The following is a 21,472-nucleotide window of genomic DNA, read 5'->3' as shown; positions in this document are numbered from 1 at the left end:
GACGACGCCGGCCCGGCCGTTTGGCTCCGGTCGTCGGCAAAGCGCGCAGGTTGTTGCAGGACGCCTTGGCCGACGCCGGATATCCGTCGCGGATACTCGTGGCCTGCAGTGGTGGGCCGGACTCCATGGCGTTGGCCGCTGTAGCCGCATACTTTGCCCGCCGCGGCCACGTTGATGGGCACCCGGTGTCCGTGGCCGGCGTCGTTGTTGACCACCAACTGCAACCTGGGTCTGCGGAGGTTGCCGCGAAGGCGGCGGCGGCATTGCGCGAACTGGGTCTTTCTTCCGTTGAAGTGCGGACTGTGGAGGTGGCGTCCACCGGCTTCGGGCCGGAAGCGGCGGCCCGCGACGCCCGGCATGCTGCGCTCAACGCTGCAGCAGATGACCTTGGAAGCGAATCGATCCTGCTGGGCCATACCCTGGACGACCAGGCCGAACAGGTGCTCCTCGGGCTCGCCCGTGGTTCCGGCACGCGGTCGTTGGCCGGGATGCGCCCGGCGCGCGGCCGTTTGCTGCGCCCCTTCCTGGGCCTTCGACGGGCCGAGACCCTGGAAATCTGCGCGGTCGAGGAACTCGAACCCTGGCATGATCCCACCAACGCCGATCCGTCGTTCGCCAGGTCCCGGACCCGTGTGGAAGTAATGCCGGTTCTTGAGGAGAAACTGGGACCCGGCGTCGCCGAATCCCTGGCCCGTACCGCGGCGATCCTGCAGCAGGACGCCGATTTCCTTGAGGACCTTGCCAATGAGACGTATCTCTCGCTTGTGCAAAAAACTTCCGACGGTGCCTGGCTGCCTGAGGATGCCGTCCGGGACCTGCCTCCCGCGCTCCGGTTCCGCGTTATCGCGAAGGCGGCCGCCGACGTCGGAGGCCAACAACCCGGCTACGGGCGCCTTCAAGCCGCGGAAGCGCTGCTCCGCAGGAAGGGTTCGGCGGGGCCCGTTGAACTTCCCGGCCACGTGAGCGTTTACCGGCTTTCCCTCAGCGATCTGGAGCAGGAACGGGCCACTTCCGGTGCTGCTACCGGTGCCGGAACCCCCGACGGCGTTCCCCGGGAAGCCACGCGCTGTGGGAAGCTAGTATTCCGGCATCACAAATCGTCCCAACAGTAGCCGCACCGAGCATTTAACAGGAGCCATTGGTGGATTCAAACGACGTCCAGGCAGATCTCAAGCACGTTCTTTACACCAAAGAGCAGATCCAATCCCGCATCGCTGAGCTGGCGGCCCAGATCGACAAGGATTACGAGGGTCGCGACATCCTGATGGTCGGGGTCCTCAAGGGTGCCGTCATGGTGATGGCCGACCTCGCCCGCGCCCTGCACAGCCACGTCAGCATGGACTGGATGGCAGTGTCTTCCTATGGTTCGGGTACCCAGTCTTCCGGTGTTGTCCGTATCCTCAAGGACCTCGACACCGACCTCATGGGCAAGGACGTCCTGATTGTCGAGGACATCATCGACTCCGGCCTGACCCTTTCCTGGTTGAAGTCCAACCTTGAATCCCGCGGCACGGCCAGCGTCGAGATCTGCACGGCGTTCCGCAAGCCGGCCGCCGCCAAGGTGGAGATCGATGTCAAGTACGTCGGGTACGACATCCCTAACGAATTCGTGGTCGGCTACGGCCTCGATTACGCCGAGAAGTACCGCAACCTGGACTTCGTGGGCACGCTGGCTCCGCACGTTTACGAGTAAGCCGCTTCCCGCTTCCCGCTTCCGGTCACCGCTTCCGGTTACCGCCGCGCCCCTTTCCGCGGCACGCACCCGTTTCCGCGGCACGCACCCGTTTCCGCGGGCGTGCTTTCACCGCCGCACCCTTTCCCGCACGACGCACCCGTAACACCGGGCGCATGCCGCGCGAAGGGCTGCGTTGTGTGTGCTTAAGGGGTGCGGCTGGACCGCAATCCGCCGTCGGTGAGGATGTTGGCGAATGCCCTCGGGTTCATCATCTCTCCCCAATCCCAGCGGATGACGGTCAAACCGAGTGCACGCAATGCGTTTTCGCGGGCCTTTTCATCCATGACTACCTGCTGGATCGTCTTGCGCCGCGCAGTTCGCTCCGCAAGTACTTCCCTTGGCCATCAAATTCTCCAATCAAATCCAACTCGGGCCACCAGAAGTCGGTCCGCGCGGTCTTCCCATTCTTCAAAGTGAAGGTGGCCTGAAGCCGGGGCACCGGAAAACCCTGGAGAATCATGTTTGCCCGACTGATGGACTCACCGGGGGACTCTGAGTCGGCGGCCGAGAACTCGATGATCTTCGAAGCACGTCGCTGCCGGGATGTGGTTGCAATGTTCGACACCGCGTCCTCAAGGGCTTCGAGTTGGAGTGCCGGACCCCAAGGGCTTTCCTTGTCCCAGTCCGCAGCGTCAGCCGGGGATGGAGCAGTCAGCCCGGACCAAGGATATTGACCCGCCCGAACTGATAGATCCCGGCGGCTGGAGTCGACCACGGCCAAGGCCTCACCAAAATTGAGTTTGCCGGCTAGTTCAATTGTTGTGCGGGCCTTATCGGTGACCTGGAATCCGCCGAGTTGGCAGACACCCTGATCGAGGGACCCCAGTGTCCGGTGGACTCAGTTCTTGGATCGTCCCCACGCGAGGATCATCGGTAAGCGTCTGTAGTTGCCGTGGAACCCCAACTACACCCAGTCCCCACAGAAGTCCTGCCGTTTTCATAGTGAACACCGGAGATTTGAGGGTGGTGTGGACCAAAGCCGCGGCCAACACCCCGTGCCGTTGGCGTTCGTTAAGGGCGGACCAGATCCCTGCCGGAACATAGGCTCCTCTGCGCACACGCATGAGCTCACCCCGCTGCTCCCGCTTGGCAAGAAGACGCGGGTCTTGCCCGATCCGGGTGGCGTCAGAGCTGAAGATCAGTTTTGAGGAAGGCATGCGATTAACGGTGCTGGCCGGTCCGGGCCTATAGACAGGCCTGATGACCTGTATGTGGACAATTCACTCGATCCGGGTCGCCAAATGCGTATCGCCCGAAACCGGAGTCCGTACTAAATCAAGGGAACGCCGCAGCCGCTTCCGCCCCCCGCACCCTTTCGGCGTGGTCATCGCATCCGCTTCCACCTCGCGCACCCGCAACACCGGGGGCATTTGGCGGGAACGGGTGCGGTGGCCCGGGAACGATGAAGCCGGCCGCGGCTCCAACTGCGGAAACCCGGGGCGCGGCTGTACGCCCAGAGGGAACTTTTGCGCTTTCCAGTGCGTGAATTACGGGGAACGGTGTATAGCTAGAAACTGAAGCAGCACCATTGCGCGCAGAGGTTGCGCGTTGCAGCACTACCAGGAGGGACGGGGCACAACCCCGATCAGATGAAAGCTAAGAATTTCTTCAAGGGCCCGGGCATCTGGATTGTTGTCGTCGTTGGCTTGCTCCTGGTGGCATTCGCAACTTTGGCTCCCGGCGGCTCTACGAGGATTGACACCAAGGACGGTCTTGAACTCCTCGCCCAAGGCGGCAAGGTGGAGCAGGCCAAGATCTTCGACGCCGAGAACCGCGTCGACCTGGTGCTCAAGGACAACCTGAACATCGACGGCCAGGACAAGGGCAAGAACGTCCAGTTCTTCTACGTCACGGACCGTGGTCCGGACGTCGTCAAGGCTGTCACCAACGCCAACCCGGACAAGGGCTTCACGGACCAGCCCGTCGAGAACAATTGGTTCTCCGGCCTGTTCTCCCTCCTTATCCCGGTGCTGTTGCTGGGTGTCCTGTTCTGGTTCCTGCTTTCCCGCATGCAGGGCGGCGGATCCAAGGTGATGCAGTTCGGCAAGTCCAAGGCCAAGCTGGTCAACAAGGACATGCCGCAGGTGACGTTTGCCGACGTTGCCGGTGCCGACGAGGCCGTGGAAGAACTCCAGGAAATCAAGGAGTTCCTCCAAGAGCCCGCCAAGTTCCAGGCCGTTGGCGCCAAGATCCCCAAGGGTGTGCTGCTGTACGGCCCTCCGGGTACCGGTAAGACCTTGCTGGCCCGTGCTGTCGCCGGCGAGGCAGGCGTTCCGTTCTTCTCCATCTCGGGTTCGGACTTCGTCGAGATGTTCGTGGGCGTCGGCGCGTCCCGTGTCCGCGACCTTTTCGAGCAGGCGAAGGCCAGCTCGCCGGCCATCATCTTCGTGGATGAGATCGACGCCGTTGGACGTCACCGTGGTGCCGGCATCGGCGGCGGCAATGACGAACGCGAGCAGACTTTGAACCAGTTGCTGGTTGAAATGGACGGCTTCGACGTGAAGACGAACGTCATCCTAATTGCAGCCACAAACCGCCCGGACGTGCTGGACCCCGCGCTGCTGCGCCCGGGCCGCTTTGACCGCCAGATCACAGTCGAAGCCCCGGACCTCGTGGGCCGTGAGCAGATCCTGAATGTGCACGCCAAGGGCAAGCCCATGGCCCAGGGCATCGACCTGAGGGCCGTTGCAAAGAAAACCCCGGGCTACACCGGCGCAGACCTCGCCAACGTCCTCAACGAGGCCGCCCTGCTGACGGCCCGTTCCAACGCCAACCTTATTGATGACCGCGCACTTGATGAGGCAATCGACCGTGTCATGGCCGGTCCGCAGAAGCGCAGCCGCGTCATGAAGGAACTTGAGCGCAAGATCACCGCTTATCACGAAGGTGGCCACGCGTTGGTGGCTGCTGCCCTGCGGAACTCGGCTCCGGTCACGAAGATCACCATCCTTCCGCGCGGCCGTGCCCTTGGCTACACCATGGTGGTCCCCGATGACGACAAGTACTCGGTGACCCGTAACGAACTGCTGGACCAGATGGCCTATGCGATGGGTGGCCGCGTGGCAGAAGAGATCGTGTTCCATGATCCGTCCACCGGCGCTTCCAACGACATCGAGAAGGCAACGTCCACGGCCCGCAAGATGGTCACCCAGTACGGCATGAGCGAGCGTGTTGGTGCCGTGAAGCTGGGCCAGGGCGGCGGCGAGCCTTTCCTTGGCCGCGATGCCGCTCAGGAACGTAACTTTTCTGACCAGATTGCCTATGTGGTGGACGAGGAAGTGCGCCGCCTCATCGACCAGGCGCACGACGAGGCTTACGCCATCCTGACTGAAAACCGCGACATCCTGGACCGTCTCGCCCTCGAATTGCTTGAGCGTGAAACTCTGAACCAGGCAGAGATTGCCGACATCTTCCGTGACGTGCGCAAGCGCGATTTCCGCGAGATCTGGCTGTCCAAGGAGTCCCGTCCCGTCCAGACCATCCCGCCGGTGGAAACCCGCGCCGAGCGGGCCGAGCGGGAGGCCCAGGAGGAAGCGAAGAAGGCCCGCCTGGATGAGCCGCTGGACACCGTTGCTCCGCACGCCCAGGGTGTCAGCAGCCAGGAAACCTTCCATGCACCGGGACCCGACGGCGGCAACGACTCTCCGCTTCACGGCTAAGCTTTCTGACGTGACTCATTTCGACGACGAAGATCTCGCCGCCGCCCACGGCCCAGCCGGCGACTCCAAGGGTAGCCACAAAGTGGACCGCCCCCGCATTGAAGCAGCGGTTCGCGAGATCCTGCTTGCCATTGGCGAAGACCCCGATCGCGGTGGCCTCAAGGACACGCCGAAGCGCGTGGCCAAGGCCTACGCCGAGGTCTTCGCGGGCCTTCACCATGACCCCGTGGATGTCCTGTCCACAACGTTCGATCTCGACCATGAAGAGCTTGTCCTCGTCAAGGACATCCCCTTCTACTCGACGTGCGAACACCACCTCGTTCCGTTCCATGGCGTGGCCCACGTCGGTTACATTCCGTCCCATGACGGTAAGGTGACCGGCCTCAGCAAGCTCGCCCGGCTCGTAGATATATACGCCCGCCGCCCGCAGGTGCAGGAGCGCCTCACCACGCAGATCGTTGAGGCGCTGGTAGAGCACCTCAACCCGCGCGGGGCGATCGTCGTCGTCGAATGTGAACACATGTGCATGTCCATGCGCGGCATTCGCAAGCCCGGCGCAAAGACCGTCACCAGTGCGGTGCGCGGTCAGCTCCATGACCCGGCCACCCGCGCCGAGGCCATGAGCCTCATACTCGGAAGGTAAGCAATATATGGATTCCCTCGCAGCAGCACCCGGAACCGGCCCGGCCACAAGCCCGTTGCCGATTCTCCGCAAGCCGCGGCCGGCGGCCAGGTTCGCGGATCTCCCGACGGACCGGACCTTGGTCATGGGAATTCTGAATGTCACCCCGGATTCGTTCAGCGACGGCGGCAAGCACCCCACGGCCGATTCCGCGATCGCCCTGGGCCTCCGGATGTTCTACGCCGGGGCTGACATCATCGACGTCGGCGGGGAGTCGACGCGTTCAGGCGCCGAACCCGTGGACCCGGCGGAGGAGCAGCGCCGCGTCATTCCCGTGGTGGAAGCACTGGTCAAGGCCGGTGCCCTGGTCAGCATTGACACGATGCACACGTCCACGGCCGCTGCCGCCGTCGAAGCCGGGGCGGCGATCATCAATGACGTTTCCGGCCTCACCATCGAAGAGGGCATGCCCGAGCTGGTCGCCCGTACCAAGGTTCCATACATCCTCACGCACCGCCGCGGCGACGCCCGCACCATGGACAGCCTCACGGACTACAACGACGTGACGGAAGACGTCATTGCCGAACTGAAGGGTGTCCGGGACAAGCTGTACGCGGCTGGAGTGTCGCCGGAGCAGGTGATCGTGGATCCGGGCATCGGCTTCTCCAAGAACGAGGCCCAGAACTGGGAGCTCCTGAAGAACGTGGACAGGCTGTTCGAGCTGGGCCACAAAGTCATGGTGGCTGCTTCCCGCAAGCGCTTCCTCGGTTCGCTGCTGACAGTCGCCGGTAAGGCCGCAGCCCCGCAGGAGCGGGACGCCGCAACAGCCGCCATCACTGCCTTGAGTGCCGCCAAGGGCGCTTGGGCAGTGCGGGTGCACGACGTCGGACCAAGCCTTGATGCGGTCAAGGTCGCCGCGCGCATCGCGCGCTGATCGGAGACGCTGTGGACAGGATCACGCTGACCGGTGTCACCGCCGTCGGCCACCATGGAGTGTTCGACTTCGAACGCCGTGAGGGCCAGCCATTCGTGGTGGATGCGGTGCTTTACACGGACTTCACCAAGGCCGCCGATACGGACGATCTGCAGTTCACAGCGCATTACGGCGAGGTGGCCGGGCTCATCACCAAGCACATCGAGGGTGAGCCTTTGAACCTGATTGAGGGCCTTGCCGTACGGATCGCGGAGGACATCCTGGCCAACTACGGTGTGTCCGCCGTCGACGTGACGGTTCATAAGCCCAAGGCGCCCATTGAGGTGCCGTTCGGGGACGTCGCCGTCAGCGTGCATCGGGAGCGGACATGACCGCCGGCTACACCAAGGTAATCCTGGCGCTGGGCAGCAACCTGGGGGAGCGCAACGACACCCTCACCACCGCCGTCGCGGATCTGGTGGACCCTCCGGAGGTGCGCTTGCTTGGCGTCTCCCCGGTTGTCCAGACCAAGCCTGTTGGCGGCCCTGAAGGGCAGCCCGATTTCCTCAACATGGTCATGGCGGTCGAGACCACGCTTTCTCCCTTGGAGTTGCTGGAACACTGCCACCAGGTGGAGCAGAAACATCACAGGACACGGGAAGTCCGCTGGGGTCCCCGGACTTTGGACGTGGACATCATTGCCTACGGAGACCTGATCAGTGACGACCCCGTCCTCACGCTGCCCCATCCCCGGGCTGCGGAGCGCGCCTTCGTCCTCTACCCGTGGTCTTTGCTGGATCCGAACGCCAAACTGAACGGTCGCAGCGTTGCCGAACTGGCCGCCGTCGCGCATGACATGCCGGACATCCGCGGTTTTGACGGCTTCGGCGATACTGCCGGCGTTCCCGCCAAGGGGGCTGTTGAGTAGCCTATGAAAGCCATGCGCCCGTTGATCCTGGTGGTCATCGCCGTCGCCGCCGCCCTGGTGGGCTGGCTGGCAACGTCGGCGACCAACCGCTTCAGCATGCCTACGCCGGTGTTGCCGGAGTCCGCGCTGGTAACCATGGGCGTGATTGCGTTGCTGACGCTGGTCATGGGTATTCGCGTGCTGCGGTGGAGGAACGGCAAGAAGAAGGCCATGCTGGACCCCATCATGGCCGCGCGGACCCTCATCCTTGCCCAGGCCTGTGCTTATGCAGGCACGCTTTTGCTGGGCTGGCATGCCGGAATCGCCTTGGACCTGCTGCGGATCGGAACCCTGCGGACGGGCGAGGGCGTTCTCTGGAACGCCTTGCTGATGGGCGGCGGCGGCGTGGTGATGGTCGTCGTCGGGCTCGTGGTGGAGAGGTTCTGCCGCATACCGCCCGAGGATCTTGAAGGTGGAGCGCCCGGCGGGCAGGAAAAGCGCCGGGGCGAGGCCAAGGGGGAGGGCGAGTATGCCTACCGAGCCGATTGATCCTCCCGGTATTGAGTGGTTGCGGGTCTCGCCGAAGTACGTGACCGTCCGATTGGTGGAGTGGGCGCTGGGGAACGTCATCATGATCGGCCTTCTGAGCTTGCCGCTGGTCTTTGTGCAGCTGGGTTGGTGGCGATGGCCTCCGGTCTGGCTTGCCATCGCGGTTCCGGCGGCGATGCTGGTTCTGGCTCTGTGGCGCTTGGTGCTGATTCCGCGCCAGGTCAGGGCCATCGGCTACGCCGAGCGGGATGACGACCTCCTCATCCGCCGGGGCATCTTCTTCCAGCGCACCATGGTTGTCCCGTACGGCCGGATGCAATATGTGGATGTTGCGGTAGGTCCGGTGGAGCGGAGCCTCGGACTCTGCACCCTGAAACTCCACACGGCGTCGCCGGGAACCAACGCGTACCTGCCTGGACTGCCAGCCGCCGAGGGCGCGCGGCTGCGGGAGCAACTCTCTGCCCGTGGAGAAGCCAGGCTGGCCGGGCTGTGAGCCCGGACGTGGCCCTTCCCGGCAAAGCCGTCGACGGCGACTGGCGGCGGGTCCATCCTGCCTCACCGTTCGTACGTGGCTGGGTTGCGTTGGCGGCCGTCCTCTACTTCTTCGGAAGGGACGCCTTCGAGCGTGTGCTGCAGGGCCGGGACATTGTGGACCCCCTCAACGGCAGGGTGCTGTGGTTGTTGGCCGGCGGTGGCATCGTCCTCCTGCTGGCTGTGGGCGGGTTCATTCTGAGTTGGTACTTCACCCGCTACCAGGTTGCCGAAGGGTATGTTCGCGTCAATACCGGCTTCCTTTTCAAGCAGCAACGCCAGGCACGGTTGGACCGCGTCCAGGCGATCGACATTGTGCAGCCGCTGCTGGCCCGCATATTTGGCCTCGCTGAACTCAAGTTCGAGGTGGCCGACGCCGGGGAGTCGGCAGTCCGGCTGGCTTACCTTCCGCTCGCCCAGGCCAAGCAACTGCGGGCGGCCATCCTGGCGCGCGCCGCGGGCGTCGTAACCGGCCCGGAAACCGTGGAGGAAATACCCGAAGCACCTGAGCAACATGTGTTGTCGGTTCCCCCGGGGAGGCTCATTGGAGCCCTGCTGTTCAGTGAGCAGACCGTCGGCATCATCCTCGCAGCAGCAGCGTCGATCACAGTGTCCGTCCTGACGGAGAACAGCACCATTTTCCTCGCCCTGATCCCTGCCATCGTGGGTATCGCGGCCACGTATTGGAGTTCCTTCAACAAGGGTTACAACTTCACGGCCGCCATCTCTCAGGACGGCATCCGGCTCCGGTACGGACTCCTCGACACCCAGGCGCAGACCGTGCCACCGGGGCGGATCCAGGCCCTGAAGATCACCCAGCCGCCGTTGTGGCGCCTTTTCGGGTGGTATCGCATGCACGTCAACGTTGCCGGTTATGGCGGAACCCCGGGTAACGAGAACGCGGCCCGGACCACGCTCCTTCCTGTTGGCATGAAGGCCGACGTCATGATGATGCTCTCGCTGGTTCTCCCGGACCCCGGCGTCGATGACCCCCAACGTGTTTTCACGGCCGGCTTGGAAGGCCTTTCACCACTTTCGGGCAGTGCTGACGGCTTTGTCACCACACCCCGGCGGGCCCGCCTGCTGGCACCCCTCGGTTGGCGCCGCAACGGATACCTGGCCACCCGAACAGCGCTCCTGCTCCGCTCCGGACGCTGGTGGCGTGCATTGGTCCTGGTACCGCACCAACGCACGCAGTCGATGGCCCTGCAGCAGGGGCCGCTGGCGCGATGGTTCGGCGTCACTGATCTTGTCCTCCACACCACGGCCGGCCCGGTCGCCCCGCGGCTGTACCAAGCGGGGGTCCGGGAAGCAGTGGAACTGTTCGACGAACAAGCCGCACGTGCCCGCGAGGCCAGGAAACGCCAGACCAGCGAGCAATGGCTGGCCGAGTTGGCCTTGCAGCGCGGACCTGCCACGCCGCCGCCAGTGCCCACTCTGGAAGAACATCCGGAATCTACTCCCACTACCGCAAACCAGGAGGACCGCCATCATGGCTAGGCCAGGACGACTCGGCGTCGGGATCATCGGCGCCGGCAAGGTGGGTGCCGTCCTGGGCGCCGCTTTGCGCGCTGCCGAGCACGCCGTCGTCGGGGTTTCCGCTGTGTCGGAGGCGAGCCGGGAGCGGGCCGAAACCCTGCTGCCGGGCGTCCCGGTCCTCGAGATCCAGGACATCGTGGAGCGGGCGGAACTCGTCGTGCTGGCTGTTCCGGACGACGCGCTCGGCGAGTTGGTGGAGGGCCTGGCGAAGCTGGGAGCCTGGCAACCGGGCCAACTGGTGGCGCACACCTCCGGCCGGTACGGCGTCGGGATCCTCCAGCCAGTGCGCGCTGCAGGTGCGATTCCGCTGGCACTGCATCCGGCCATGACGTTCACCGGCATGAGCCTGGACCTGACACGGCTCTTGGACTGCACCTTCGGCGTTACCGCCGATGCGGCCATGCTCCCGATCGCGCAGGCCCTGGTGGTGGAGATGGGCGCCGAGCCTGTTGCCATTGCGGAGGCGGACCGCACCATTTACCACGCGGCGTTGGCGCATGCGTCGAACCACATGGTCACCTTGGTGGCGCAGGCATCGCAGCTCCTGCGGGAGATCGGCGTCGAATTGCCCGAATCCATGCTCGGTCCGCTGCTTCGGGCGACCCTTGAGAACGCGCTGGCGTCAGGGGAGTCCGCCCTGACCGGGCCGGTGGCCCGTGGGGACGTGGGCACCGTTTCGGCGCACGCGCAGGCGCTGAAGGAGTACGACGCCGGTGCCGGCGGCGACGTCCTCGAGGCCTACCAGGCGATGGCCAAGGCCACTGCACGCCGTGCCGGAAACCGTGGACTCCTGCGGCAGGAACAACTGAACGACATCAACGAGGCGCTGGACAGCGGGTCCCAACCGCACAACGGGCTTTCGTCTTCGGAAGGAAACTGAACACCATGGCTATCAAGCTCGTCGCCACTGTGGCTGAACTCCGCAAAGAGAGCGCGCGTCTCCTGGCGGAGAAGGGAGGCAGCTCGCAAGGTCTGGTGCCCACCATGGGGGCGCTGCATTCGGGCCACGCGTCCTTGGCGAGGACCGCTGTTGCCGAAAACGACGTGGTGGTGGCCACTATCTTCGTCAATCCCCTGCAGTTTGGCGACGCCGTAGACCTTGACCGCTACCCGCGGACGCTCGAGGCGGACATGGCGCTGCTGGATGCAGAAGGCGTGGACCTCGTCTTCGCGCCGGACGTGGACGAGGTCTACCCCGGCGGGCAGCCGCTGGTGCGGGTGACCTCGGGGCCACTGGGCGAAAAGTGGGAGGGCGCCTCACGTCCAGGCCACTTTGACGGCGCCCTGACGGTGGTCGCCAAGTTGCTGCATTACGGCCTGCCCGGCGGCCCGGCAGCAGACGGTACGACGGCGGCCTACCGCGCCTACTTCGGGCAAAAGGACGCGCAGCAGTTGGCTTTGGTGAAGCGGATGGTGGCCGACCTCAACTTCCCCGTGGAGGTTGTGCCCGTTCCGATAGTCCGCAGCGAAGATGGCCTCGCCCTGTCCAGCCGCAATCGTTTCCTCTCGGACCAGGAACGCGAAGCTGCGCTCGTCCTGTCCAGGGCCCTGCGCCTCATCGAGTCCCGCGCCAACGCGCACCAACCGCTGGACCTGGATTCCGCCGTCGCGCTTGTTGACTCCCAGCCGCTGGTGGAACTGGACTACTTCGATGTGGTCGATCCCACCACACTCGAACCGCTGGCGGAGAACTGCAAAGAGACGCCGTTCCGCGGCGAAGGGCTTGCCATCATCGCGGCGAAGGTAGGCCCCGTGCGCCTGATCGACAACATCCCGCTGGACTCCTGAGGCATTAATTTTCCGCTGACGGGAATGCTGGAGGAGTTTAGACTGTTGCTGTCTTCACCGGCAACGATCGCCGGAATCCACATTCCAACCTGAGGGATCCTCATGTCTACCGACGTCACGCCCGGCGCCTCCGGCGAATCTGTTTCCGGCGCTCTCGCTTCCAAGGAGCCGGTGAGCCCGCAGGCGCCGGTGTCCGGCAAGATGTCCCGCGAGTCGGTCACCGTCATTGTCACTTTGCTGGTTGCCACCTTCGTGGTGATCCTCAACGAGACCATCATGAACGTTGCCCTGCAACGGCTCATGATCGACCTCAACGTCAATGCACCCACCGTTCAGTGGCTGGCCACCGGCTTCATGCTGACAATGGCCGTGGTGATCCCGACCACCGGATTCATCCTGCAGAAGTTGAGCACCCGCGCTTCCTTCATGCTCGCGATGGGCCTGTTCAGCGGCGGGACGCTTTTGGCCGCGCTGGCTCCCGGGTTCACCGTGCTGTTGCTGGCGCGCATTGTCCAGGCCGGCGGTACGGCCATCATGCTGCCGCTGCTGATGACCACCATCCTCACGCTCGTACCGATGTGCCGTCGAGGTGCCGTGATGGGCAACGTCAGCATCGCCATCTCGGTGGCCCCGGCCATGGGGCCCACGGTTTCCGGCATCATCCTTGACCACTTCTCGTGGCGCTTCATGTTCGTGTTCGTGTTGCCTGTCGCGTTGGCTGCCCTCGCGATCGGCGCCAAGTTCCTCACCAACGTGGGCGAGCGGGGCAAGACCACCCTGGATGTTGCATCGGTGATCCTGACAGTGCCTGCCTTCGGTGGCCTGGTTTACGGCCTGAGCCAGATCGGTGGCGCCGAGGCGGGAATCGTCCCTGTGATCGCGTTGGTTGTGGGCGTCCTCGCCCTGGCACTGTTCGTGTTCCGCCAACTGCGGCTCCAGCGCTCCGATTCACCGCTGTTGGACCTCCGTGCCTTCAACTTCCGGATGTTCACTGTGTCCACCCTGCTCATGGTCGTGGCGATGATGGCACTGTTCGGCGGCGTGATCCTGCTGCCGCTCTACCTGCAAAACACCCTGCACCTGGAACCGATGCAAACCGGTTTGGCCCTGCTTCCGGGCGGTCTGGCCATGGGCTTGCTGGGCCCCGTCATCGGCCGGATCTTCGACAAAGTCGGCCCGCTGCCGCTCACGCTGTCCGGCTCCATCCTGATGGTCCTGACACTGTGGCAGTTCTCCCGACTGGACGAGGCCAGTGCGCTCGGTTGGGTCATCGCATTGCATGTGCTGCTCAGCCTTGGCCTCGCGCTGCTCTTCACCCCGGCGTTCACAACGGGCCTGAACCCGCTGCCGCCGCACCTGTACTCCCACGGTTCGGCCATCATGAGCACGGCGCAGCAGGTATCAGGCGCTGCGGGAACCGCGCTGCTGGTGTCCGTCTTTGCCGTGGTGTCGGCATCGTCCGGACTGGTTGCCGGTATGCAGTCGGCATTCCTGGTAGCCACCGTCATCGCCCTGGCCGCAGTTGTGCTGGGTGCCATGATGCGGCGGACCGAAGGCTCAGCACCCCACGGAGGCCACTGACCAACCCCCGGACCCGCTATCAAGTCCCGCGACTATCAAGTCCCACGAACCATCACGTCCCGCGAAGGCCGGCAGCCGACAAGGTTGCCGGCCTTCCGCATGCCCCTCCCGTTCCTCTATCACTTCCCGCCCCCTTTCCGGCGTTGCTCTATCACATCCCGTCGGTTTCCCGGGGTTGCTCTATCACGTCCCGTTGGTTTCCCGGGGTTGCTCTGCCACTTCCCGCCCCCTTCCGGGGTTGCTCTATCATCTCCCGCCGACTCTTGCCGGCATGCGAAAGTTTGGAATTCCTGCTGCGGCTCCCACGTGCACTTCCCGGTTTTTCCAATTGCGGTCCAAGGCGCATTGATTTCACAATTCGAGGGACTTTCTCGTGTGACGGGCTTCACGGCTCTTGAATTTGTTTCGGGGGTTGGGGGTGTGTAAAGTTATTCGAGTTGCCGCCGCTGATGCGGGTTTGACGGTGACTTTCTCCCTTTCAAATGGCCGGTTTCCGGTGGTGCTTTGGTGCGCTGTTGGTGCTGGTGGGGGGGTTCCGGGCTGGTTTGCTTTGTGTGGCTGGTTCGGGTAACTTTGAAAAGTTGCTCCGGAGCGATCTGCTGGCCTTTGGTTGGTGGTGGTGCCGGTAAGTGTCTGTTGTTTGAGAACTCAATAGTGTGCCAAGTTTGTTGATACCGATTGTTTTTTGATTGGTTGAATTTTTTGCCGGGCCATTGCGCACCCCCGTGTGTGGTGGTTTGGTTTTCAGCTGGTTTCAGATTTGCAGCTGCTTTTGCCGTGATTTCCGGTGGGGGTGGTTGTGTTTCGTTTTTTGTTTTTGAACGGAGAGTTTGATCCTGGCTCAGGATGAACGCTGGCGGCGTGCTTAACACATGCAAGTCGAACGATGATCCGGTGCTTGCGCCGGGGATTAGTGGCGAACGGGTGAGTAACACGTGAGTAACCTGCCCTTGACTCTGGGATAAGCCTGGGAAACTGGGTCTAATACCGGATATGACTCCTCATCGCATGGTGGGGGGTGGAAAGCTTTTTGTGGTTTTGGATGGACTCGCGGCCTATCAGCTTGTTGGTGGGGTAATGGCCTACCAAGGCGACGACGGGTAGCCGGCCTGAGAGGGTGACCGGCCACACTGGGACTGAGACACGGCCCAGACTCCTACGGGAGGCAGCAGTGGGGAATATTGCACAATGGGCGAAAGCCTGATGCAGCGACGCCGCGTGAGGGATGACGGCCTTCGGGTTGTAAACCTCTTTCAGTAGGGAAGAAGCCCTCTTTGGGGGTGACGGTACTTGCAGAAGAAGCGCCGGCTAACTACGTGCCAGCAGCCGCGGTAATACGTAGGGCGCAAGCGTTATCCGGAATTATTGGGCGTAAAGAGCTCGTAGGCGGTTTGTCGCGTCTGCTGTGAAAGACCGGGGCTCAACTCCGGTTCTGCAGTGGGTACGGGCAGACTAGAGTGCAGTAGGGGAGACTGGAATTCCTGGTGTAGCGGTGAAATGCGCAGATATCAGGAGGAACACCGATGGCGAAGGCAGGTCTCTGGGCTGTAACTGACGCTGAGGAGCGAAAGCATGGGGAGCGAACAGGATTAGATACCCTGGTAGTCCATGCCGTAAACGTTGGGCACTAGGTGTGGGGGACATTCCACGTTTTCCGCGCCGTAGCTAACGCATTAAGTGCCCCGCCTGGGGAGTACGGCCGCAAGGCTAAAACTCAAAGGAATTGACGGGGGCCCGCACAAGCGGCGGAGCATGCGGATTAATTCGATGCAACGCGAAGAACCTTACCAAGGCTTGACATGGACCGGAAAGACCTGGAAACAGGTGCCCCGCTTGCGGCCGGTTTACAGGTGGTGCATGGTTGTCGTCAGCTCGTGTCGTGAGATGTTGGGTTAAGTCCCGCAACGAGCGCAACCCTCGTTCTATGTTGCCAGCGGTTCGGCCGGGGACTCATAGGAGACTGCCGGGGTCAACTCGGAGGAAGGTGGGGACGACGTCAAATCATCATGCCCCTTATGTCTTGGGCTTCACGCATGCTACAATGGCCGGTACAAAGGGTTGCGATACTGTGAGGTGGAGCTAATCCCAAAAAGCCGGTCTCAGTTCGGATTGGGGTCTGCAACTCGACCCCATGAAGTCGGAGTCGCTAGTAATCGCAGATCAGCAACGCTGCGGTGAATACGTTCCCGGGCCTTGTACACACCGCCCGTCAAGTCACGAAAGTTGGTAACACCCGAAGCCGGTGGCCTAACCCTTGTGGGGGGAGCCGTCGAAGGTGGGACCGGCGATTGGGACTAAGTCGTAACAAGGTAGCCGTACCGGAAGGTGCGGCTGGATCACCTCCTTTCTAAGGAGCTGCTAACGGCGTCCGGGTCTGCCTGCATGGGCGGGTTCCGGGGTTGTCAGTGTTGCCCATTGCGCAGGCGTCTGTTCTGCGGTGGGTGCTCATGGGTGGAATATCAGCAAATCAAGTTTTTGGCATGGCCTGTTGGTGGTGGTGTCCTGGCGTGAGTACGGCAGCCCCTTTTCGCACTTTTGTGTGGGGGGGTGTTGGGAAAGCGGTCCGGGGTGTTCGTTGCCGGGTTGTGTTTGGCGCACTGTTGGGTCCTGAGGCAACAGGGCCTTTTTGCAGCAATGCAGGGAATCCTGGTGTTTCTTGTTGTTCCTGCGGCCGGCACCCCCCTCGTGTTTGTGTGGGGTGGGTGTGGTTGACGGGGTTGTTGTTTGAGAACTACATAGTGGACGCGAGCATCTGGACACATGGTCCTGCACTCTTTTTGGGGGTGTGGGTTGTGTGTTCTAGCAATTTCTTTGATGAATGAACCTGGCCCTTTTGTGGTCGTGGTTCTCTCGAATTGATTGAGTGCATCAGCCGCGGCCCGTTGGGGTTGTGGTTTTGTGTGGTCAAGTTTTTAAGGGCGCACGGTGGATGCCTTGGCATTAGGAGCCGAAGAAGGACGTAGGAATCTGCGATAAGCCTGGGGGAGTTGATAACCGAGCGGTGATCCCAGGATGTCCGAATGGGGAAACCCCGCACAACGCTGTGAGGTGATTGTGTGACCCGTGCCTGAATTCATAGGGTGCGTGGGGGGAACGCGGGGAAGTGAAACATCTCAGTACCCGCAGGAAGAGAAAACAAGAGTGATTCCGTTAGTAGTGGCGAGCGAACGCGGATGAGGCTAAACCGTTCCATGTGTGATAGCCGGCGGGCGTTGCGTGGGCGGGGTTGTGGGACTTTCCGTGCTGGTTCTGCCGGACCGGTGGGGTGTGGGTGTGCGTATAGGTGAACGGTCTTGAAAGGCCGGCCAGAGAGGGTGTGAGTCCCGTAACCGTAATGTGTGGCACCGCCTTTGGAGAGGATCCCAAGTAGCACGGGGCCCGAGAAATCCCGTGTGAATCTGTCAGGACCACCTGATAAGCCTAAATACTTCCTAATGACCGATAGCGGACCAGTACCGTGAGGGAAAGGTGAAAAGTACCCCGGGAGGGGAGTGAAACAGTACCTGAAACCGTGTGCTTACAATCCGTCAGAGCATCTGCAGCCCTTCGGGGTTGTATGGGTGTGATGGCGTGCCTTTTGAAGAATGAGCCTGCGAGTTAGTGTTACGTCGCGAGGTTAACCCGTGTGGGGAAGCCGTAGCGAAAGCGAGTCTGAACAGGGCGTGTTCAGTGGCGTGATCTAGACCCGAAGCGGAGTGATCTACCCATGGCCAGGTTGAAGCGACGGTAAGACGTCGTGGAGGACCGAACCCACTTCAGTTGAAAATGGAGGGGATGAGCTGTGGGTAGGGGTGAAAGGCCAATCAAACTCCGTGATAGCTGGTTCTCCCCGAAATGCATTTAGGTGCAGCGTTGCGTGTTTCTTGCCGGAGGTAGAGCTACTGGATGGCCGATGGGCCCTACAAGGTTACTGACGTCAGCCAAACTCCGAATGCCGGTAAGTCAGAGCGCAGCAGTGAGACTGTGGGGGATAAGCTTCATAGTCGAGAGGGAAACAGCCCAGACCACCAACTAAGGCCCCTAAGCGTGTGCTAAGTGGGAAAGGATGTGGAGTTGCTTAGACAACCAGGAGGTTGGCTTAGAAGCAGCCATCCTTGAAAGAGTGCGTAATAGCTCACTGGTCAAGTGATTCCGCGCCGACAATGTAGCGGGGCTCAAGTACACCGCCGAAGTTGTGGCATTCACGCATTACCCTAGCCTTCGTGGTTCAGGGGTGTGGATGGGTAGGGGAGCGTCGTGTGGGCGGTGAAGTCGCGGTGTAAACCAGCGGTGGAGCCTACACGAGTGAGAATGCAGGCATGAGTAGCGAAAGACGGGTGAGAAACCCGTCCGCCGAATGATCAAGGGTTCCAGGGTCAAGCTAATCTGCCCTGGGTAAGTCGGGACCTAAGGCGAGGCCGACAGGCGTAGTCGATGGACAACGGGTTGATATTCCCGTACCGGCGAAAAACCGCCCATGTTGAACGGGGGATACTAACCACCGCCGGTCTTTCTTGTTGCGCCACTTGTGGTGTGATGGTTGGGCTGGTGCTGGGACCTGATCCCGGGAGGCAAGCGTATTAACAGGTGTGACGCAGGAAGGTAGCCGGGCCGGGCGATGGTAGCCCCGGTCCAAGGATGTAGGGTCAGGGATAGGCAAATCCGTTCCTGTGTGTTTCGAGCACGATCCTGAGATCTGATGGGACCCCCGCATGGGGGGATCCGGTGATCCTATGCTGCCTAGAAAAGCATCGACGCGAGGTTTTAGCCGCCCGTACCCCAAACCGACACAGGTGATCAGGTAGAGAATACCAAGGCGATCGAGAGAATTATGGTTAAGGAACTCGGCAAAATGCCCCCGTAACTTCGGGAGAAGGGGGGCCTGCCCCGTGAAACGACCTTGCGTTGTGGAGCGGGTGTGGGCCGCAGAGACCAGGGGGAAGCGACTGTTTACTAAAAACACAGGTCCGTGCGAAGTCGCAAGACGATGTATACGGACTGACTCCTGCCCGGTGCTGGAAGGTTAAGAGGACCGGTTAGCCCCTTTGCGGGCGAAGCTGGGAATTTAAGCCCCAGTAAACGGCGGTGGTAACTATAACCATCCTAAGGTAGCGAAATTCCTTGTCGGGTAAGTTCCGACCTGCACGAATGGAGTAACGACTTCCCCGCTGTCTCAACCATAAACTCGGCGAAATTGCAGTACGAGTAAAGATGCTCGTTACGCGCAGCAGGACGGAAAGACCCCGAGACCTTTACTATAGTTTGGTATTGGTGTTCGGAGTGGCTTGTGTAGGATAGGTGGGAGACGTTGAAACCCGGACGCCAGTTCGGGTGGAGTCATCGTTGAAATACCACTCTGGTCACTTTGGACATCTAACTTCGGCCCGTGATCCGGGTCAGGGACAGTGCCTGATGGGTAGTTTAACTGGGGCGGTTGCCTCCTAAAAAGTAACGGAGGCGCCCAAAGGTTCCCTCAGCCTGGTTGGCAATCAGGTGTCGAGTGTAAGTGCACAAGGGAGCTTGACTGTGAGAGAGACATCTCAAGCAGGGACGAAAGTCGGGACTAGTGATCCGGCGGTACATTGTGGAATGGCCGTCGCTCAACGGATAAAAGGTACCTCGGGGATAACAGGCTGATCTTGCCCAAGAGTCCATATCGACGGCATGGTTTGGCACCTCGATGTCGGCTCGTCGCATCCTGGGGCTGGAGTAGGTCCCAAGGGTTGGGCTGTTCGCCCATTAAAGCGGTACGCGAGCTGGGTTTAGAACGTCGTGAGACAGTTCGGTCCCTATCCGCTGCGCGCGCAGGAAATTTGAGAAGGGCTGTCCTTAGTACGAGAGGACCGGGACGGACGAACCTCTGGTGTGTCAGTTGTACTGCCAAGTGCACCGCTGATTAGCTACGTTCGGATGGGATAACCGCTGAAAGCATCTAAGCGGGAAGCTCGCTTCAAGATGAGATTTCCAAACACATTATGTGTGAGAGGCCCCCAGCCAGACCACTGGGTTGATAGGTCGGATGTGGAAGCGAGGACTAAAGACTCGTGAAGCTGACCGGTACTAATAGGCCAACAACTTACACCACACACAACACACTGCACGCGTCCACTATGTGGTTCCCAACCAACAACCCGGGAACACCAACACAACAACACAACAACACAACTAAACAAGCACCACAGTTGTAACCACACACACTTCCCACCCCCACACAGGGGGACGGGTAACAAGGTTACGGCGGTCATAGCGTGGGGGAAACGCCCGGTCCCATTCCGAACCCGGAAGCTAAGACCCACAGCGCCGATGGTACTGCACCCGGGAGGGTGTGGGAGAGTAGGACACCGCCGGACAACCATTAGGTCGAGACCCCCCAACCCACACGGGTCGGGGGGTCTCCCACATTAACCACCACAACACCACGAAAGCCCCGCCAACAGACGGGGCTTTCATCGTTTAACCACCCCCGGGCCACCCTCCAGTCAGGGGCCTGCGAAAACTTCCCTGGCAACCGTGATTGCCGACATGGCTTTTGGCCATCCGGCGTAAAAAGCCAGGTGGACGATCGCTTCTTTGAGTTCAGCCTCGGTCAAGCCGTTGGCTCGTGCGCGGGCGAGGTGTCCGCGGCGCTGGTCAGTGCTGCTGTTGGTGACCAAGCTGGCCACCGTCACGAGGCTGCGATCGCGGGGGGAGAGTTCTTCCCGTTCCCGGGGCAGGCGCAGAGGCTGTGGTTCCTGCGGTGCTCAGCTGTAGCGGCGGTTGCCAAGCCAGCTGACCATGGCGGGGTCGCGGTGGTCGAAGAAGAGGCTGGCGCCGGTGTCCAGTGTCGCGATTTGATTCATCTGCTCTTCGGTGAGGGTGAAGTCGAAGACGTCAAGGTTCTGGGCCATGCGCTCGGGCCGGACTGACTTGGGGATCACGACGACGTCGCGCTGGATGAGCCAACGGAGCACGACCTGGGCGACGGTCTTGTCCTGTTCGTCGGCGATGGCGCTAAGGACCGGGTCGGTAAACAGGTTGTTCCTGCCTTCGGCGAACGGCCCCCAGGATTCGATCTGCATGCCGCGTTCGCGCATGAGTTCCTGGTCGGAGGCACGCTGATGGAACGGGTGGGTTTCGATCTGGTTCACGGCCGGGACGATCTCGTCGTGGTCGATGAGGTCCACAAGCCGGTCCGGGTGGAAATTTGAGACGCCGATGGCCCGGGTAAGGCCTTCCCTGTTCAGGTCCTGCATGGCGCGCCATTCGCTGTAATAGTCACCGAGCGGTTGGTGGATCAGGTAGAGGTCGAGGTAGTCCAGTCCGAGCCGGTTCAGTGAGTTCTGGAAGGACTCCTTGGTGTCGTTGTAGACGTTGCCGATCGGGGCGTGCTGGATCCAGAGCTTGGTGGTGATGAACAGTTCCTCGCGGTTGATGCCACTGGCTTTGATCGCGGCGCCGACGGCTTCTTCGTTGCCGTAGGACGCGGCGGTGTCGAGGTGCCGGTAGCCGGTGGCGAGGGCTGCTTCGACGGCGGCGTGGGTTTCTTCTTCGGGGATCTGGAAGACACCGAAGCCCAGGATCGGCATTTCGACGCCGTTGTTGAGGGTGACGTTTTTCATGGTTTTCCTTAGCGTTGTTCTGCTGTGGGTTGTGTGTGGGTTTTGGAGTGTGCGGCCTGGTAGTCCTGGTC

Annotated in this window: 16 protein-coding genes and 3 rRNA genes; 16 read left to right on the top strand and 3 right to left on the bottom strand. The window is 61.8% G+C overall.

Features of this window, described 5'->3' with window-relative positions:
• Positions 1-53 precede the first annotated feature (53 nt).
• A complete protein-coding gene (tilS, locus tag HMI59_RS20470; protein ID WP_031217123.1) occupies positions 54-1,112 on the top strand; it encodes a tRNA lysidine(34) synthetase TilS in 1,059 nt (352 codons plus the stop codon).
• Between the two features lie 29 nt (positions 1,113-1,141).
• The gene (hpt, locus tag HMI59_RS20465; protein WP_021474233.1) at positions 1,142-1,693 is read left to right on the top strand and encodes a hypoxanthine phosphoribosyltransferase; all 552 of its coding nucleotides are present in this window, start codon (positions 1,142-1,144) and stop codon (positions 1,691-1,693) included.
• Between the two features lie 185 nt (positions 1,694-1,878).
• On the opposite strand, the gene HMI59_RS25810 is transcribed toward hpt, so the two are convergent.
• Positions 1,879-2,019, bottom strand: a complete 141-nt coding sequence (locus HMI59_RS25810; RefSeq protein WP_227471471.1) for a hypothetical protein — start codon at positions 2,017-2,019, stop codon at positions 1,879-1,881.
• A gap of 1,305 nt (positions 2,020-3,324) precedes the next feature.
• Here HMI59_RS25810 and ftsH point away from each other — a divergent pair.
• From ftsH to rrf, 14 genes are all read left to right on the top strand, one after another.
• Positions 3,325-5,394, top strand: coding sequence for an ATP-dependent zinc metalloprotease FtsH (gene ftsH, locus HMI59_RS20455; protein ID WP_021474235.1), 2,070 nt, complete (start codon positions 3,325-3,327; stop codon positions 5,392-5,394).
• Positions 5,395-5,404: 10 nt separating this feature from the next.
• Positions 5,405-6,037, top strand: coding sequence for a GTP cyclohydrolase I FolE (gene folE, locus HMI59_RS20450; RefSeq protein ID WP_031217124.1), 633 nt, complete (start codon positions 5,405-5,407; stop codon positions 6,035-6,037).
• A 7-nt stretch (positions 6,038-6,044) separates the two neighbouring features.
• Entirely contained in the window at positions 6,045-6,950 is a 906-nt protein-coding gene (gene folP, locus HMI59_RS20445) for a dihydropteroate synthase (protein ID WP_021474237.1), read from the top strand.
• A gap of 11 nt (positions 6,951-6,961) precedes the next feature.
• Positions 6,962-7,321 carry a dihydroneopterin aldolase gene (gene folB, locus HMI59_RS20440; protein WP_166184729.1) on the top strand — a complete coding sequence of 120 codons (360 nt, stop codon included), beginning with the start codon at positions 6,962-6,964 and terminating at the stop codon, positions 7,319-7,321.
• Positions 7,318-7,857 carry a 2-amino-4-hydroxy-6-hydroxymethyldihydropteridine diphosphokinase gene (gene folK / locus HMI59_RS20435; RefSeq protein WP_166184732.1) on the top strand — a complete coding sequence of 180 codons (540 nt, stop codon included), beginning with the start codon at positions 7,318-7,320 and terminating at the stop codon, positions 7,855-7,857. The genes folB and folK overlap by 4 nt, the downstream gene beginning before the upstream one ends.
• Positions 7,858-7,860: 3 nt before the next feature.
• A complete protein-coding gene (locus HMI59_RS20430) occupies positions 7,861-8,385 on the top strand; it encodes a DUF3180 domain-containing protein (protein WP_193592362.1) in 525 nt (174 codons plus the stop codon).
• Positions 8,366-8,878, top strand: a complete 513-nt coding sequence (locus HMI59_RS20425; RefSeq protein ID WP_021474241.1) for a PH domain-containing protein — start codon at positions 8,366-8,368, stop codon at positions 8,876-8,878. The genes HMI59_RS20430 and HMI59_RS20425 overlap by 20 nt, the downstream gene beginning before the upstream one ends.
• On the top strand, positions 8,875-10,416 hold the full coding sequence (locus HMI59_RS20420; protein ID WP_227471470.1) for a PH domain-containing protein: 1,542 nt from the start codon (positions 8,875-8,877) through the stop codon (positions 10,414-10,416). The genes HMI59_RS20425 and HMI59_RS20420 overlap by 4 nt, the downstream gene beginning before the upstream one ends.
• A complete protein-coding gene (locus HMI59_RS20415) occupies positions 10,409-11,335 on the top strand; it encodes a Rossmann-like and DUF2520 domain-containing protein (RefSeq protein ID WP_193592361.1) in 927 nt (308 codons plus the stop codon). Before HMI59_RS20420 ends, HMI59_RS20415 begins: the two co-directional genes overlap by 8 nt.
• Before the next feature lie 5 nt (positions 11,336-11,340).
• Positions 11,341-12,243 carry a pantoate--beta-alanine ligase gene (panC, locus tag HMI59_RS20410; RefSeq protein ID WP_166184741.1) on the top strand — a complete coding sequence of 301 codons (903 nt, stop codon included), beginning with the start codon at positions 11,341-11,343 and terminating at the stop codon, positions 12,241-12,243.
• A 102-nt stretch (positions 12,244-12,345) separates the two neighbouring features.
• Positions 12,346-13,824, top strand: a complete 1,479-nt coding sequence (locus HMI59_RS20405; RefSeq protein ID WP_166184744.1) for a DHA2 family efflux MFS transporter permease subunit — start codon at positions 12,346-12,348, stop codon at positions 13,822-13,824.
• An 818-nt stretch (positions 13,825-14,642) separates the two neighbouring features.
• Positions 14,643-16,171: ribosomal RNA gene (locus HMI59_RS20400) — 16S ribosomal RNA — on the top strand.
• Positions 16,172-16,726: 555 nt separating this feature from the next.
• Positions 16,727-19,888 (top strand): 23S ribosomal RNA (locus HMI59_RS20395).
• Between the two features lie 148 nt (positions 19,889-20,036).
• Positions 20,037-20,153, top strand: a 5S ribosomal RNA gene (gene rrf / locus HMI59_RS20390).
• The 16S, 23S and 5S rRNA genes sit together here, the layout of an rRNA operon.
• A gap of 129 nt (positions 20,154-20,282) precedes the next feature.
• Here rrf and HMI59_RS20385 read toward each other — a convergent pair.
• Positions 20,283-20,516: a carboxymuconolactone decarboxylase family protein gene (locus tag HMI59_RS20385; protein WP_227471652.1), complete on the bottom strand. Its 234-nt coding sequence runs from the start codon at positions 20,514-20,516 to the stop codon at positions 20,283-20,285.
• 27 nt (positions 20,517-20,543) lie between these two features.
• Positions 20,544-21,401 (bottom strand): aldo/keto reductase, encoded by an 858-nt coding sequence (locus HMI59_RS20380; protein WP_193592360.1) that lies wholly within the window; start codon positions 21,399-21,401, stop codon positions 20,544-20,546.
• Positions 21,402-21,472 lie beyond the last annotated feature (71 nt).

The sequence above is a fragment of the Paenarthrobacter sp. YJN-5 genome (assembly GCF_015040095.1).
Taxonomy (GTDB): Bacteria; Actinomycetota; Actinomycetes; order Actinomycetales; family Micrococcaceae; genus Arthrobacter; species Arthrobacter ureafaciens.
This window is presented reverse-complemented; position numbering and strand designations above follow the sequence as displayed.